Source organism: Kitasatospora sp. NPDC005748 (assembly GCF_040630735.1).
GTDB lineage: Bacteria > Actinomycetota > Actinomycetes > Streptomycetales > Streptomycetaceae > Kitasatospora.
This window is the reverse complement of the sequence record NZ_JBEXYD010000034.1, coordinates 36,123-50,136: the sequence shown is the minus strand read 5'-3', so window position 1 is coordinate 50,136 and position 14,014 is coordinate 36,123. Positions and strand designations below refer to the sequence as shown.

Annotated in this window: 14 protein-coding genes; 7 read left to right on the top strand and 7 right to left on the bottom strand. The window is 74.8% G+C overall.

Translation table 11 applies throughout. From position 1 onward, the window contains the following. Nucleotides 1-642 precede the first annotated feature (642 nt). Nucleotides 643-2,256, top strand: a complete 1,614-nt coding sequence (locus ABZ495_RS23395; protein WP_359807541.1) for an MFS transporter — start codon at nucleotides 643-645, stop codon at nucleotides 2,254-2,256. Nucleotides 2,257-2,297: 41 nt separating this feature from the next. Here the strand turns inward: ABZ495_RS23395 and ABZ495_RS23390 are convergent, their stop codons facing one another. Continuing rightward, the gene (locus tag ABZ495_RS23390) at nucleotides 2,298-3,692 is read right to left on the bottom strand and encodes a glycosyl hydrolase family 28-related protein (RefSeq protein WP_359837855.1); all 1,395 of its coding nucleotides are present in this window, start codon (nucleotides 3,690-3,692) and stop codon (nucleotides 2,298-2,300) included. 122 nt (nucleotides 3,693-3,814) lie between these two features. Further along, complete coding sequence (locus ABZ495_RS23385) at nucleotides 3,815-4,804, bottom strand: DUF5937 family protein (protein ID WP_359807545.1); 990 nt, start codon at nucleotides 4,802-4,804, stop codon at nucleotides 3,815-3,817. 71 nt (nucleotides 4,805-4,875) lie between these two features. Between ABZ495_RS23385 and ABZ495_RS23380 the strand changes: the two genes are divergently transcribed. Next, nucleotides 4,876-5,748 carry an oxidoreductase gene (locus tag ABZ495_RS23380; RefSeq protein WP_359837853.1) on the top strand — a complete coding sequence of 291 codons (873 nt, stop codon included), beginning with the start codon at nucleotides 4,876-4,878 and terminating at the stop codon, nucleotides 5,746-5,748. Between the two features lie 24 nt (nucleotides 5,749-5,772). Here the strand turns inward: ABZ495_RS23380 and ABZ495_RS23375 are convergent, their stop codons facing one another. Further along, the gene (locus ABZ495_RS23375; RefSeq protein ID WP_329485719.1) at nucleotides 5,773-6,027 is read right to left on the bottom strand and encodes a hypothetical protein; all 255 of its coding nucleotides are present in this window, start codon (nucleotides 6,025-6,027) and stop codon (nucleotides 5,773-5,775) included. 157 nt (nucleotides 6,028-6,184) lie between these two features. On the opposite strand from ABZ495_RS23375, the gene ABZ495_RS23370 reads away from it, so the two are divergent. Beyond that, nucleotides 6,185-6,385 (top strand): hypothetical protein, encoded by a 201-nt coding sequence (locus ABZ495_RS23370; protein ID WP_329485718.1) that lies wholly within the window; start codon nucleotides 6,185-6,187, stop codon nucleotides 6,383-6,385. A 107-nt stretch (nucleotides 6,386-6,492) separates the two neighbouring features. On the opposite strand, the gene ABZ495_RS23365 is transcribed toward ABZ495_RS23370, so the two are convergent. Then, complete coding sequence (locus tag ABZ495_RS23365; protein WP_359837851.1) at nucleotides 6,493-7,125, bottom strand: hypothetical protein; 633 nt, start codon at nucleotides 7,123-7,125, stop codon at nucleotides 6,493-6,495. A 101-nt stretch (nucleotides 7,126-7,226) separates the two neighbouring features. Beyond that, nucleotides 7,227-8,120, bottom strand: coding sequence for a helix-turn-helix domain-containing protein (locus ABZ495_RS23360; RefSeq protein ID WP_359807554.1), 894 nt, complete (start codon nucleotides 8,118-8,120; stop codon nucleotides 7,227-7,229). A gap of 77 nt (nucleotides 8,121-8,197) precedes the next feature. Here ABZ495_RS23360 and ABZ495_RS23355 point away from each other — a divergent pair, with 77 nt between their 5' ends. From ABZ495_RS23355 to ABZ495_RS23340, 4 genes are all read left to right on the top strand, one after another. Next, nucleotides 8,198-8,626 carry a VOC family protein gene (locus tag ABZ495_RS23355; RefSeq protein WP_359837849.1) on the top strand — a complete coding sequence of 143 codons (429 nt, stop codon included), beginning with the start codon at nucleotides 8,198-8,200 and terminating at the stop codon, nucleotides 8,624-8,626. A 152-nt stretch (nucleotides 8,627-8,778) separates the two neighbouring features. After that, nucleotides 8,779-9,261 (top strand): GreA/GreB family elongation factor, encoded by a 483-nt coding sequence (locus tag ABZ495_RS23350; protein ID WP_359837847.1) that lies wholly within the window; start codon nucleotides 8,779-8,781, stop codon nucleotides 9,259-9,261. 95 nt (nucleotides 9,262-9,356) lie between these two features. Continuing rightward, on the top strand, nucleotides 9,357-10,298 hold the full coding sequence (locus tag ABZ495_RS23345; RefSeq protein WP_359807561.1) for an NAD-dependent epimerase/dehydratase family protein: 942 nt from the start codon (nucleotides 9,357-9,359) through the stop codon (nucleotides 10,296-10,298). Between the two features lie 217 nt (nucleotides 10,299-10,515). After that, nucleotides 10,516-10,866 carry a hypothetical protein gene (locus tag ABZ495_RS23340; RefSeq protein ID WP_359807563.1) on the top strand — a complete coding sequence of 117 codons (351 nt, stop codon included), beginning with the start codon at nucleotides 10,516-10,518 and terminating at the stop codon, nucleotides 10,864-10,866. A gap of 19 nt (nucleotides 10,867-10,885) precedes the next feature. On the opposite strand, the gene ABZ495_RS23335 is transcribed toward ABZ495_RS23340, so the two are convergent. Next, on the bottom strand, nucleotides 10,886-11,884 hold the full coding sequence (locus ABZ495_RS23335; RefSeq protein WP_359807565.1) for a hypothetical protein: 999 nt from the start codon (nucleotides 11,882-11,884) through the stop codon (nucleotides 10,886-10,888). Next, nucleotides 11,884-14,013 (bottom strand): DUF6571 family protein, encoded by a 2,130-nt coding sequence (locus ABZ495_RS23330; protein WP_359807567.1) that lies wholly within the window; start codon nucleotides 14,011-14,013, stop codon nucleotides 11,884-11,886. Before ABZ495_RS23330 ends, ABZ495_RS23335 begins: the two co-directional genes overlap by 1 nt. Nucleotide 14,014 lies beyond the last annotated feature (1 nt).

The window sequence follows — 14,014 nt, the reverse complement described above, 5'->3', positions numbered from 1 at the left end:
GGGCCGGTCCCCGGCAGTCCCGGACCACTCCCCGCCCGCGCGGTTCCGCCCGTTCGCCCGGGCCGGGCGCGGCCGTATCCGCGATGCCACGGCGCGCCCCCGGTGGCGCGAGCCACAGATCTGATGAGCAGTCAAAAGCACTCTGAACAGCGGAGGTTCGACTCGGGACGTGGGCCGCTCCGGTGTGCGGGCCGACGCGCGGAGGCCGCACCGGGCCCGGGCGGCCGGCCCGGCCGCCGCGCTCACCGATCCCCCTCCCGTACGCGCTCCGGAGGCCCGTCGCGGCCCGATGTGCCACGGTGGAATCCGGGGTCAGCGCACCCCGTCGGGAGAGGAGTGGCCATGTCGTCGAAGCGACGTCGCAAGAAGAAGGCACGAGCCAAGCGCGGGGCCAATCACGGCCGTCGGCCCCAGTGCTGAGCACTTCCTGAGCGGCCACCGGCGGCCCGGCGAGGGGCCGCCGGTGGTCTCGCGCCGTCTCCGCCACCGAGCCGCGGGTACGCGGCCACCGCGGGGAACGCCGTGCGGGACCGGTCGCAGGGGGGTGTCGACCGTGGGATTCGGGCCCTCCGGGCTCGAAGAGCTCACCGGAGGACCCACCGGAGGACCGGGAGGCCCCGGAGGAACGGAAGGACGCGACGGATGGGTACACCGCGGCCCGACCGCACCCCGAAGGAGTCCGCGCCGGTCGCGGCGAGCCAGTCGTTGACGCTCGCGGCCATGCTCTTCGCGGTCTCGATGACCTTCATCGACCAGACGATCGTCTCGATCGCCGCGCCCGACATCATTCGCGAACTGGGCCTGTCGGCCGTCGGGATGCAGTGGGTGGTCAACGCCTACCTGCTCTCCCTCGCGGCCTTCTTCGCCCTCGGCGGCCGGCTGGCGGACGTCCTCGGCCACAAACGGATGATGCTGATCGGGACACTCACCTTCGTGATCGCCTCGGCGCTCTGCGGCGCGGTGCCCTCCGGCGGTGCCGCCGAGACCTGGCTGATCTGCTTCCGGGCGGTGCAGGGCCTCGGCGCGGCGCTGATGTTCCCGGCGGCGCTGGCCGTGGTGGTGGAGGTGTTCCCGGTCGAGCGGCGCGGCCGGGCGCTGGCGCTGTTCTTCGGTGTCGCGGGCGGTCTGACCGCGATCGGCCCGATCCTCGGCGGCTGGCTGACCAGCTGGACCTGGCGGGCGATCTTCTGGGTCAACGTGCCGGTCGCGGTCGTCGCGGTGGTCCTGACCGTACTCGCCGGCATCCGCAACCACCCCCGCCGCGAGCCGGTCGACTGGCCGGGCGCCGCGCTGGTGGCCGTCGGGATGGGTCTGAGCGTGCTCGGCCTCCAGCAGGCGGCGGCCTGGGGCTGGGGCAGCTGGGCGACCTGGCTGTGCATCGTCGGCGGGCTGGTCGTCCTGGTGGTGTTCGTCGCGCTGGAGCTGCGCACCGAGCACCCGCTGATCAAGATGCGGGTCTTCGCCGACCGGGCCTTCGCGGCGGACAACGCCGTGCTCTTCTTCGCGATGATCGCCTTCGTCCCGGTGTTCTTCTTCGCCTCCGTCTACGCGCAGGTGGCGCTGGACCAGACGCCCAACGAGGCGGGTCTCTACCTGCTGGTCTTCTTCGCCGGGTTCGCCCCCGGCTCGCAGATCGGCGGGCGGATGCTGGACCGGCGCGGCGCGCGCCCGCCGATGCTGCTGGGCACGGCGGTGTCCGCGGTCGGCTTCGCGCTGTGGGCCTCGAAGATCACCGACCTGTCGCTCGGCGCGCAGTGGCCGTACATCGTCCTGGCGGGCGCGGGGATCGGGCTGCTGCTGACCCCCGCCTCGACGGACGCCGTCAACCGCTCGATCAACGCCTCGTACGGCGAGGTCACCGGGATCACCCAGACGGTGCGCAACTACTCCGCGAGCCTGGGCCTGGCGGTGCTGGGCACCGTCCTGCTGCACAGCACCACCAGGAACGTGCGGAGCACGCTGGTCGCCAACGGCGTCCCGGTGGACGCCGCGCCCGGTGTCGCCGACACCGTCACCAAGGGCATCACCGGCCACGGCTCGGGCTCGCAAGCGCCGAACGGCGTCGGCGCCACGCTGCTGGACGCGATCCGGCAGGACTTCGCCGAGGCGAACGGGCCCGTGCTCTACGGCATGGCGGCCGCGCTCGCGGTCGCCTTCGTCTGCGCGCTGCTGCACCCCGGCACCCGGGTCACCGCCGACCCCGCGCCGGTCGTGGACACCGCCGCCGTCTCCGAGGGCGGCACCGGCCCGGCCTGACACCGCGCGGGCGCGGGCGCGGTGTCGGGCCGGGTGTCCGGCTACGGGTTGAGCGGCGACCAGAGCCAGGCGCCGTCCACCCGCACGTACAGCCGCTTCGACGCGGTGTCCACGGCGAGCGTCCCGTCGGCCGGCGGCCGGGTGAAGCTCGCGTCGCCGACCGGGCCGGCGACCAGGCGCAGCGGCGGGTTCGGCGCGTGCTTCGTCGGGAGGGTGCCGCCGGACTGGCTGACGCCGGTACCGGCCTGGGTGGTGCTCCCGTAGGTGTTCTCGACCCGGAACTCGCCCGAACTGGAGCTCTCGTAGTACACGTGGTGGCCGGTCGGCCTGGTGCCGTAGAGGCCGACCACGTCGCGCAGGACGGCGACCGTGCCGGGGCCGGAGTAGAGGTCGACCCCGGAATTGACGGTGGCGACCGGGCCGTTGGCGATCAGGACGTTCTCCAGGGCGCTGGCGATGCCGGCCCAGGCGATGATGTTCTGCGGGGTGGCGTAGCCGGGCGCGAAGTTCCCCGCGTAGGCGTAGATGTCCCGGGCGTAGACGTGCTTGCAGGAGGCGTCGACCCTCAGGTGCGGGCCGCCCTGCAGCTGGGAGGTCTCGAACTTGCAGTCCGTGAGGTAGATCCCGTTCGGGTTGTTCCGCGCGGCCGGGCCCTGGGTGATCCAGAGACCGCCGGTGCCGAACGCCTCGAACCGGCAGCCGGTGAAGTGGATCTGGTTGACGTTGTCCTCGCTGTAGCCCCAGCCCTCGACGGCGGAGCTGTTGCGCAGCCAGACGTTCGGCTGGGTCGTGCTGCCCGCCGGTCCGGTGCTCGACTCGACGACGAGGTTGGAGAAGCGCGAGTCCCAGCACTCCACGGCGTCGATGCATAGGTCGTTGTTGGTGGTGATGTAGACGTCGCGGACGTAGGTGTTGTCGTTGTAGTACAGCTCCAGGACCAGGCCGGTCCGGTGGTTGCCGTTGAAGCCCAGGTCCTCGATCGCGCAGTACCGCCGGTGGGTGGCCCCGCTGCCGTCCGCGCCGCCGCCGGAGAGCCGCAGCAGGATCCCGTCCGCGCCCTTGACCAGCATGGACGCCTTGCTGCCGGCGCCGACCAGGCGGATCCCGTTGCCGCCGACGGTCAGCGCCGGGGCGCCCGCCGCCGGGACGACCCGGTACCTGCCGATCGGGAAGTAGACCGTCCCGCCGCCGGCCGCGGCCGCCGCGTTGATCGCGGCCTGGACGGCGGCGGTGTCGTCGGCCGCGCCGTCGCCGACCGCGCCGTAGGCCCGGACGTCGAACCAGTCCGGTGTGCCGCTCCCGGTGGTCGCCGCGCCGGCCGGTCCGGCGCCGGCGACCGCGGCCACGCCGGTCAGCCCGGCGACGGCTCCGGCGAGCAGCGCCCGCCGCCGGGTCGCCGCTCCCGTCGGAATTCCCGCATCCCCCGTCGTGCTCACTCTGTTCCCCCTCGGTACTGCCGTTCGCGGCGGCCCCCGGCCGCCCGGTCGCCCGGTCGCCCGGTCGCCCGCCAAGATCGCAGGACGGGTGACGACCGGTCAAGCCCCCTCGGCCGGCGCCCTCAGGGCCGGGGTGCCGCCAGCACGGCTTCGGCGACGGAGGTACGGGCGTAGAGCACCGAGCGGCCGGCCCGGTGGGCGCTGACCAGGCCGGCGTCGCGCAGCGCGGTGAGGTACTGCGACACCCCGGCCGGCGAGAGCCCGGTGCGGCGGGCTAGTTCGGTGGTGGACGCCGGAGAGTCCAGTTCGGTCAGCAGCCTGGTCCGGGAGCGGCCGAGGACGGCGGCCAGGGCGTTCGCCGCCGGGGCCGGCCGGGACTCCCACAGAGCGCCGATGCCGCGGGCCGGATAGGCGAGTTGGGGCGGCTCCGGCGGCATCAGCCGGGTGAGCAGGTGTGGCCCGGTGAACGCCGAGGGGATCAGCAGCAGCCCGTCGCCGGCGCCCTGCCGGGACAGCGTCCGCCGCCGGCGGGCGATCCGCAGCGCGTTGTCGTCCCAACTCGCCGAGGGATGGAGTTCGTTGAGGAGTCGCCCGGTGCCGTGCTCGGCGACCTGGCGGGCCCGGTGGAAGACATCGGCGTCGAGCACCGCCCGGATCCGCGCCCAGTAGGGGGCCAGGGCGAGCTCCCAGTACGTCTCGATCTCCTCCGCCAGCCGCTCCAGCTGGGCCGGCGGGGAGGCCTGGAGGGCCCGCAGCCGGGGGCCGGGGGAGCCCTGTTCGCCCCGCAGGCGTTCGAGGTCCTGGTGCACCCGGGACGGGGGCGTGGCGCGGATCCCGGCCAGCTCCCGCGCCAGGGTGGGCGCGGGCCCGGCGGGCGCCGGGTTGAGGAAGTCGGCGACGTAGCCGGCGCGCGGCACCAGCTCGGCGAGCAGCCCCCGGTCCAGGCCCGCGGCGGTGACCCGCGGCCGGACCTGCTGGATCCACGGCTGGTGCACGGGGTGCGCGGCGCCGGAGGCCAGCAGCCGGTAGCTGGTGCCCACCTCCCACATCGGCGAGACGGCGAACCGCACCAGGGCCAGGTCGGCGGCCGAGAACGCCAGTTCCGCGTGCACGCGGCCTCCTCAGGATTCGGACATCCCTTAATCGTTGGCGGCCCAGTGTACGGCCCGGAGATCATCCGGGCATGACCTCAGAGACGACCGCCCCGGCCGCGGCGGGCAGTTGGAAGATCGGTGGGCTGGCCCTCACCCGGCTCGGCTACGGCGCGATGCAGCTGGCGGGCCCGAAGGTGTGGGGGCCGCCCCGGGACCGGGACGCCGCCCTCGCCGTCCTGCGCGCCGCCGTCGAGGCCGGGATCACGCACCTCGACACCAGCGACTACTACGGCCCGCACGTGGTCAACGACCTGATCCGGGAGGCCCTCCACCCGTACCCGGAGCACCTGTGCATCGCCACCAAGGTCGGCGCCCGCCGCACCCCGGACCGGGCCTGGCCCGCCGCCCTGTCCCGCGACGAGCTGGTCCGGGCCGTCCACGACAACCTCCGGCGGCTGGACGTACCGGCGCTGCACCTGGTCAATCTGCGGATGACCGACACCCGGGCCGCCGCCGACCTCGCCGGGCCGTTCGCCGTCCTCGCCGAACTGCGCGAGCAGGGCCTGATCCGCCACCTCGGCGTCAGCAACGTCAGCGCCGAGCAGGTCCGGGCGGCTCGCGACATCGCCCCGGTGACCTGTGTGCAGAACCACTACAACGTCGCCCTGCGCGGGGACGACGACCTGGTCGACCGGTGCGCCGAGCAGGGCATCGCCTACGTGCCCTACTACCCGCTGGGCGGCTTCCGCCCGCTCCAGGCCGACGCCCTGGAGGACGTCGCCCGTGACCTGGGCGTCACGGCCCGGCAGGTGGCGCTGGCCTGGTTGCTGCGGCGCTCCCCGAACATCCTGCTCATCCCCGGGACCTCCTCGGTGGCGCACCTGCGCGAGAACATCGCGGCGGCCTCGGTCGAGCTGCCCGACCGGGCGCTGCGCGTCCTGGACGCCGTCGGCACCCGCTGAGCGGCCCCCGGTCGCCGGGCGGGCTCACCGGCCGGGCGCGATGTCCGCCAGGGCGGCGAGCAGGCGGCTGTGGACGGCGGCGGCGACCTCGCGGGTGACCGGATCCGGGTCGTCCAGGCGGTCGGCGATCAGTTCGGCGGCGGCCGCGACCACCGGCACCGGCAGCGAGGTCTCGCGCAGGTGCAGGAGCTGGGCGGCGGCCCGTTCACTGGCCGTGGTGGCCCGTGACTGGGGGATCAGCGAGGTGAGGCCACGGGGTTGCTGGTGTGCGCTGCTCATCCCGTCATTGTCCGGGTTCCGGCGCGCTCCCGGTGCCACCCCCGCGCGGGCCGAGCGCGCGGCCGGTTCCACCATCTGGCCCCGCGTACCCCGTACGGCTGTCCGTTTTCGCCCTCCAGGCGCCAGGATGGAGGCAGTGAACGAACTAGGAGGCGGTATGAACGACCGACCCGATTCGATTCAGTGGCCCGGCGAGGTCACGCCGGACGCCCTGCTGCACACCGGCGCCGGCGGTGAGGTCACCCCCGAGGACCTGGTGCTGGCCTCCGGGCGCGACATCACCCCGGAGACCCTCGCGTGGGCGGAGCGGAAGCTGGCGGCGGAGGGCCCCGCCGCCCTGGACAAGCTGCTTCCCTGAGCGCCTCCGCTCCGCGGACCCGCTGCCGGGGCCGTTCGAGACCGGTGCCACCGCGGCGCCGGTCTCGAACGGCCGCTTCGGTGCGACCGGGGGTGTGCGGAGCGCCGTCAGAGGCGGTGGACGGCGCACGGAGAGTACTCGAACGGCGTCCTGAAGCCCGGCACCTGCCGGAGCTCCGCCGTCCACCGGTTGTCGATCACGCCGCGCCGCAGCAGGAAGAGCCGGTTGGCGCGGCGCTTCAGCAGGCCGCGGTAGCGGTCCACCGCGTCCGTGCCGTTGACGGCGAGCTCGCGGACGAACTCCTCCAGGTAGCAGGTGGCGCAGCCGGGGCCCGGCCGGTGCCGGTGGCGCGGCACTCCGGCCGCCTCCAGGCCCCGGACCACGACCGTGCCGTCCGGGCCCACGCCGACCAGGAAGGCCTCCGGCCCGGTCTCCGTCCCGCAGATCTCCAGCAGCCTCTCCCGGAAGCGTGCCGGGTCGACCCGGACCAGCGGTTTCTCGAACAGCAGCCTCAGCAGCGAGATCACGTGCGACAGCAGGGTGGCGCCCGCGGTGGTCCAGCAGACGGCCGGCAGCCACCACGGACCGGCCGTCCGGCCGAGCGCGATGCCGACGGCCGACCAGCAGTACGCGGCGAGCGAGTCCGCGACCACGGCGTCGCCGCGGAACCACACGCGCAGGACGGACCACATCGCGAGGAGCGGAACGGCCACCGTGCAGGCGGTGTGCAAGAGGCCCATGGCGCTGTTCCCTCCACCGGAAGTCCCTTGGGGGGTGTTCCACCCGCGGCGGTGGCCGAACCCGCGCGAACGAGCCGGGACCGCCGGACACCATGCTCTGCCTACGGACCGGTTGACGCCGCGTCAGTCGGGTCGGCGCACGCCGCGAGCCGGGCGAGCAGGGCGGCTCCGGTGGCGTCGGCCGGGTGCTGGGTGAGCAGCAGCACCCCCGTGTCGGCCGCCGGCCGCAGCAGCGAGAAGGTCAGCCGCAGCACCCGGTCCGGGCGCCCGGTGTCCACCACCTCGACCGTGCTCGGCCGGAAGTCCGCGACGGCGCGGCACTGCCACCAGTGCGCGGCGTCCGGCCGCAGCGCGTGCAGCCGGCGGACGATCTCCGCGGACCGGGGGTCGTCGGGGACGTGGGCGGTGGCGGCCCGGAACTGCTCGTAGAGGCCGCGCAGCAGCGCGTGTCCGCCGGGGCCGTTCCCGTCGGCGGGGCCGGCCGTGATCCGGTGGCGTCCGGGTGGGCCCGCGGCGAGGTGCAGCAGCAGATTGCGCTCCTCGGCCGGGGCCTCCTCCAGGGGCCCCCACAGGCGTCGGTGGGCCGCGTTGGCGGCGAGGACGTCGAAGCGCTCGTCCAGTACCAGCGCCGGGGTGGCGTGCCAGCTGTCGACGAGCGCCAGCGTGTCCGGGTCGGGGACGGCCGCCGCCCACTGCCCGGCGCGCGGGGGAGGGGGGAGGAACCCGGCCAGCGCCAGGGCGTGCCGGTGGGCGACCGGATCCATCCGCAGCGCCCGGCAGACGGCGTCGACCACCTGTCGCGAGGTGCTCACCCGGCCCTGTTCCAGCCAGGTGTACCAGGCCACGCTGACCCCGGCGAGGGTGGCGACCTCCTCGCGGCGCAGCCCGGGGGAGCGGCGCCGGCCGCCGGCGCCGAGGCCGACGTCCTGCGGGGCGATCGACGCCCGGGCCGCGCGCAGATGGGCACCGAGCTCTCGGCGTAGCGACTCGTCCATGGGCTGATCCTATGAGTGCGACTCACCCCATGAACGGTGGGCTGCCACCACCGCCCGGGACGGGCGAGGCTGACGGTATGACAGCTGAGCAGCGGACGCCCCGGGTGTGGCGCCGGCAGAACGACTCCTCCCACCTCGCCGAGCCCCGTGTCCTGATCCGGGTCTTCCTCGAACCGGACGGCCTGGACGGCGCCGTCGCCTTCTACGAGCGGCTGCAGGCGGTGACGGCCGACTCCGGCTTCGACTTCGGCGCCCTGCGGCTGGCGACCGTCGGCGCGTTCCTGCTGATCGCGGGCGAGGAGGGCGAGTTGGCGCCGTACCGGGACACCAGCGGCACGCTGCTGGTGGACGACGTCCGCCCCTACTACGAGCGGCTGCTCGCCGAGGGGGCGGAGATCGTCGTCCCGCTCCGGGACGTTCCCACCGGTGCCGGGTTCAACGTCCGCCACCCCGACGGCACGGTGGTCGAGTACGTCCACCACCGCCCCACCACGGCCGGCGACTGACCGGCCCCGGGGGGTGGCCGGCCGGACACGGGGCCGGTCGGTCGCCCTGCCGGGAGCGCCGCCGGGGCGACCGGCCCGAACGGTCCTTGCTATGCTTGGAAATACCCGCTTCAGGGCGATTTGTTCTGTCCCGCCGCACCACGGGAGCAGGAATGACCGGTGTCCCCGAGCCCATCAGCCCCGAGGCCCGTGAGGCCCTCGAACAGGAGCTCGCGCAGCTGCGGATCGAACGCGACGCCGTCGCGGCGACCCTGAAGGGCACCGGCACCGATACCGCCGGCGATCTGGCCGACCAGGCCGACGAGTTGCAGCGCGTCACCGAGACCGCCCGGCTGGACGCCCGGATCGCCGGGATCACCGCGCGACTGAGCGAGGCGGCGACGGCCCCCGCCGCTCTGCCCGGTGTCATCGGGGTGGGCAGCACCGTGACCCTCCGGTTCGCCGACGGCGGCGAGGAGACGTTCCAGATCGGCGAGCTCGCCAACGAGTTCGAGCAGACCCTGGTGACCTACGACAGCCCGCTCGGCCATGCGCTGCTCGGCCGCCGCACCGGGGAGGCCGTCTCCTACGACACGCCTGCGGGCCCGGCCACCGCCGAGGTGCTGGCGATCGACGCGCCGCCGGGCCCGGCCTGAGCCGGTCCCCCAGGGGCGCCGGGCGGCCAACTTCGGGCCCCGGAGCGCGGACCGACGGCCGAAAGGACACCGTGCGGTCGCGCTAGTGTGCGTGGGTGAGCCTTCATGTCGTTATGGGATTCGGGCCCGCCGGGGCTGCCACCGCCAGGCTGCTGGCCGAGCAGGGGCATACCGTACGGGTGGTCACCAGGTCGGGCCGCAGCCCGGAACCGGGGATCGAGCACGTCGCGGCGGACGCGGCCGACAGCGCCCGGCTGACCGAGCTGTCGAAGGGCGCGGCCGCGATCCACAGTTGCGCCGCGCCGCCGTACCACCACTGGGTGCGGGACTGGCCGCCGCTGGCCTCCTCGGCCTGCGCGGCGGCCGAGGCGAGCGGCGCCGTGCTGGTCATGCTCGGGAACCTCTACGGCTACGGCCCGGTGGCGGGCCCGCTGACCGAGCGGCTGCCGCTCGCGGCCACCGGGCCCAAGGGTCGGGTGCGCGCCGCGCTGTGGGAGCAGGCGCGCCGACTGCACGAGCAGGACCGGATCCGGGCGGTCGAGGTGCGGGCCTCGGACTTCTTCGGGCCCGGCGTGACCGACGGCGGGCACCTGGCGGGGCGGGTCGTGCCGCGCGTGCTGCGCGGCAAGCCGGTCTCCACGCTGGGGGATCCGGACGCCCCGCACAGCTGGAGCTACCTGCCCGACGTGGCCCGGGCGCTGGTCGAGGTCGCGGGCGAGGAACGCGCCTGGGGGCGGGCCTGGCACGTCCCGACGGCGCCCGCGCGGTCCGCCCGGGAGATGGTCGACCGCCTCGCCGCCGGGGCGGGAACGGGGCCGGTCGCGGTGCGCAGGCTGGCGCCGGCCGTGCTGGGGGTGGCGGCACTCTTCTCCCCGCTGCTCCGGGAGCTGAAGGAGACCCGCTACCAGTTCGACCGCCCGTTCGTCGTCGACGCGAGCGCCTACGAGGCCGAGTTCGCGGTGCGGGCCACCCCCGTCGACGAGCAGGTCGCGGCGACGCTGCGGTGGTGGCGGGACCGGGTCGCCACCTCGGGCTGAGCTGCCACGGGCTGAGCCGCCACGGGCTGAGCCGCCACGGGTGGGGCGCTGCCCGGGGCGGGCCGGACCCCTCCCGCGGCCCAACGCCGCCGGCCGCGTGCGCGGCCCGCCGTCCCCCGTACCGCCAGGGGAACGGACACCCGGTCCCGGTGGGCCGGACCGCGCCGCCGGGCGTCCTCGGCGGGCGACCGGGCGCCGCCGGACGTAGGTTGCGGTCATGACCAGTGACGAAACGACGATCCCGGCCGTGGGGGTGCGGGGGCTGGACGAGGTGTTCGAGGCGATCGAGGAAGCCAACCAGTCGCCGCAACCGTGGACCGGTTTCGAACACGGAGTACTCGGCGCCTACCGCTGGGCCGCCGGCGCCCAGCCCGGCGCCCCGGTGACCGCGGCGGCCCCGCTCGGCGCCGCCGGAGGGCCGTGCCGGGCACAGCTCCTGGCCGAGTGCCAGGCCGCGGCCGTCCGGGTGAGCGAGCCGCTGCGGGACGACGCCGACTACGCCCTCGGCGCCTACCAGGCGCTCGCCTGGCTCTGCGGCCACGAGGAACAGCGCCCCCGGCCGGCCTAGGCGGTCGGGGCGGCGCCGGTCAGGCCTCCTGCTCGAGCTGTCCGGCCGCGGCGCCCCGTTCGCGGTCGGTGGACGCGCGGGCCCGGTCCCGGAGCGCGGGCAGACCGATCCGGGCCCCGTCCTGGTGGGTGGCGTCGGCCCAGAGGCCCAGGAGACCGTTGGCCTGGTCGTCGAGGCGGGCGAACCGCTCCCGCGCGGTGGGCGCGGGCTCCGCGAGCCGACCCAGCCAGGTCCGGGCGAGGTACTCGGCAGGGGCGTCGCCGAACGCGGGTGGTGCCCCGGCGGGGGCCAGGCCCTGGAGCACCCCCTCCTGCCAGGCGGTCCGGGCGGCGCCGGAGCGCCCGCGCAGGACGTCGTCGGCGATCCCGTCGAAGACCCCGGCGGGTGCGGCGGCGCGGGCCAGCGGGTCCTCGATCGCGGCCGGCGACGGGTCGGCCGGGACGGCGGCCAGGCCCGCCGCGCCCTGCCGCAGGTCCGCCCCGCGCAGGCCGGCGTAGGCCGCCGGGCTCTCGGCGAGGCCGCGCAGGACCTCGATCAACTGGTCCTCGCGGACGGCGAAGTGCACCCCCCGGTCGTCCTGCCAGGCGTCGTCGTCCGGGCCGTCGTGCGCCATCGCGGTGTTGCTGACGCCGGTGAGCACCGTGTGCGTGTCGGCCGCGTAGTCGGCGAGGGCCTCGGCGAGCGGGCCGCGGACGTCCGGGTGCACCCGGTGGCCGGCGGAGTCGGCGACGGCCAGCACGACCGTGCGCATCGCGTGGGCCTGCCCGAGGGTGTGGGCGCCGGGCCGCGTCCCGACGGTGGCGCGGCGGAGCCCGGCGGCGAGTTCGCCGCACGGCAGGTCGGACCGCCAGGTGTCACCGAGGACGGTCCGGACGCGGGCGTCCGTGCGCAGGCCCGCGCAGTCCCGGTCGGGGTCGTCGCGCCCGAGCGTCCACCAGAGCCCGGTGCCGACCGCGGCCGCCACCACCAGGGCGGTGGCGGCGGCCGCGGTGCGGCGGGCCCCGGGCGTGGCTGCCATCAGGCGTTGCCCCGGCCGAGGTAGCGGCCGGCGACGTCGTTGCTGCGGTTGCGGCTGTTGAGCATGTCGTCCTGGAGGGAGTTGACGGTCGGGCCGTCCGGGTCCATGCCGCGGTCCCTGGCCCAGATGCCGACCATGTCGGACATCTGGCGGTTGGCACCGAGGTAGGTGTCCGACACCTTCGCGTTGGCCTCGCTGTTGTTGCGGTCCTTCTCCTCCAGGCTGACCTCGTACGTCCAGGTGTCGACCAGGCGCTGGGCGGCGTCGCCGAGCGGTGCGATCGGGGTGATCGGGGCGCCGATGGTGTGGTAGAGGACCTTGGCCTTCCAGTCCGCCTGGGCGTTCTTGTCGTCGCGCATGTCCAGGTCCGCGTCGGCGCGGATCGCGTCGAAGACCCCGAGCGCCGCCGCGCCCTTGCCCATCGGGTCCTTCATCTGGGCCTCGGTGGGGTTGGGCCCGATGGCGGCGAGCTCCTGGTCGATCCGGCCCGTCTCGGCGCGGTGCAGGGTGCCGTAGGCGGCCGGATCGTCGGAGAGGCCGCGCATGAACCGGACCAGGCTGTCCTGTCCGACGGCCATCCGGGTGGTGTCGCCGTCCTTCCACACCGAGTCGTGGCCGGTGTGGCCGTTGTAGACGTCGTTGCGGCCGTTGAGCAGCTCGTGGGTGTCGCCGACGTAGTCGGCGAGGGCGTTGGCGAGCGGCCGGCGCAGGGTGTCCTTGATCTTGTCGCCGCCGTGGCCCTCGTCCATGGTGACGATGGTGTCGTGCATGACGCGGGCCTGGGCCTCGGTGTGCTTGCCGTCGTGCGCGGTACCGGCCCGCTCGCCGGTGGCGGCGGCCTCGACGGCGGCGGCCAGGCCGCTCTGGGAGAGCGGGTCGGGCATCTTCATCTCGCCGGTGTAGCCGGTGAGGTAGCCCTGCGGCCAGTCCCGGTCCTTCAGCAGGTAGTGCAGCCGCTGGTTGGAGCCGTCCGCGCCCGGGTCCAGGAAGGAGGTCGCGGCCTCGGGCTGACGGCCCATGACGCCGAGCAGCTCGTCCAGCGGGTCGGCGCCGAGCGAGGTGCCGTCGTGCGACGCCCGGTAGCTCCACAGGCCCGGCTGCTTCTTCTCGGCGGCGATGATGTCGTCGCCGAGGTCGGTGAGGAAGGGTGTGGAGTACTTCGCGTCGCCCTTGCCCATCAGGGTGCCGAGGATCTGGTACCCGTAGACCGGCTCGGTGTTGGAGCCGAAGTTCCTGGTGCCGTTCTCCCGCAGGCCGGCCCGCCACTTCCGGTAGAACTCGGTGTTCGGGTCCTGGGTGGCGGAGGCGACGGCCCGGGTGAGGTCGGTCTGCAGACCGGGGTAGCTGCCCTTCTTCCCGTCGTCCTTGCCCGGGTCGTTGAGCTTCTCCGCGAGCTTCAGGGTGCCGTCGGGGCCGAGCGTGTCCAGCAGTGTCCGGGAGAACTCGGGGCTGTCCGCGTTGGCCTTCATCAGGTTCGCCAGCTGGGCCCGCTCGTCGCCGTTCAGACTGTCGATCCGGGTGGCGAGGTCGGCGGCGCGCCGCGCGTCCGCCTGGTCGCCGCCGCCCAGCGCCGAGCCGTTGAAGGAGTTGTCGAAGCTGCCGGCCTTCGAGGCGCTGCGCAGGGCGCGGGCGGCGCGCTGGTCGGCGTCGGTGGCCCGTTGGAGGCCGGCCTCGATGGCCTGCGTCCACTTGCCCGCGGCCTCCTGGTAGGCCCGCTGGGTGTCGGCGTCGTGGTGGAGGTCGTTGAGCGTGCCCGGGTCGAGCGTGCTGGGATCGAGCACGGCGACGCCGGTGCCGGTGACCTTGAAGCCGGCCTTGACCGCACCGTCCGCGGCGTCGCGGACCTGCTTCTGCGCGGCCTCGAAGTCCGCCCGCGCGTCGTCGAGCAGGGAGGCCATCGCCTTCGCCTCGACCTGGGCGGCCACGATCTGCCCCTTGGTCGCCATCAGTTGGAAGTCGGCCAGACCGGCCGTGCCGCCCGTCCACAGGCCGTCGCGGGTCACCGAGAGCACGTCGCGGTCGAAGCTGCCCTCCATGGTGTGGAACCGGTCGGCCATCGCCCGCCACTGCGTCGCGGCGGTGGACAGCGTGCCGGGGTTCGCGTGGAGGACGTCCTCGTATCCGAGCATG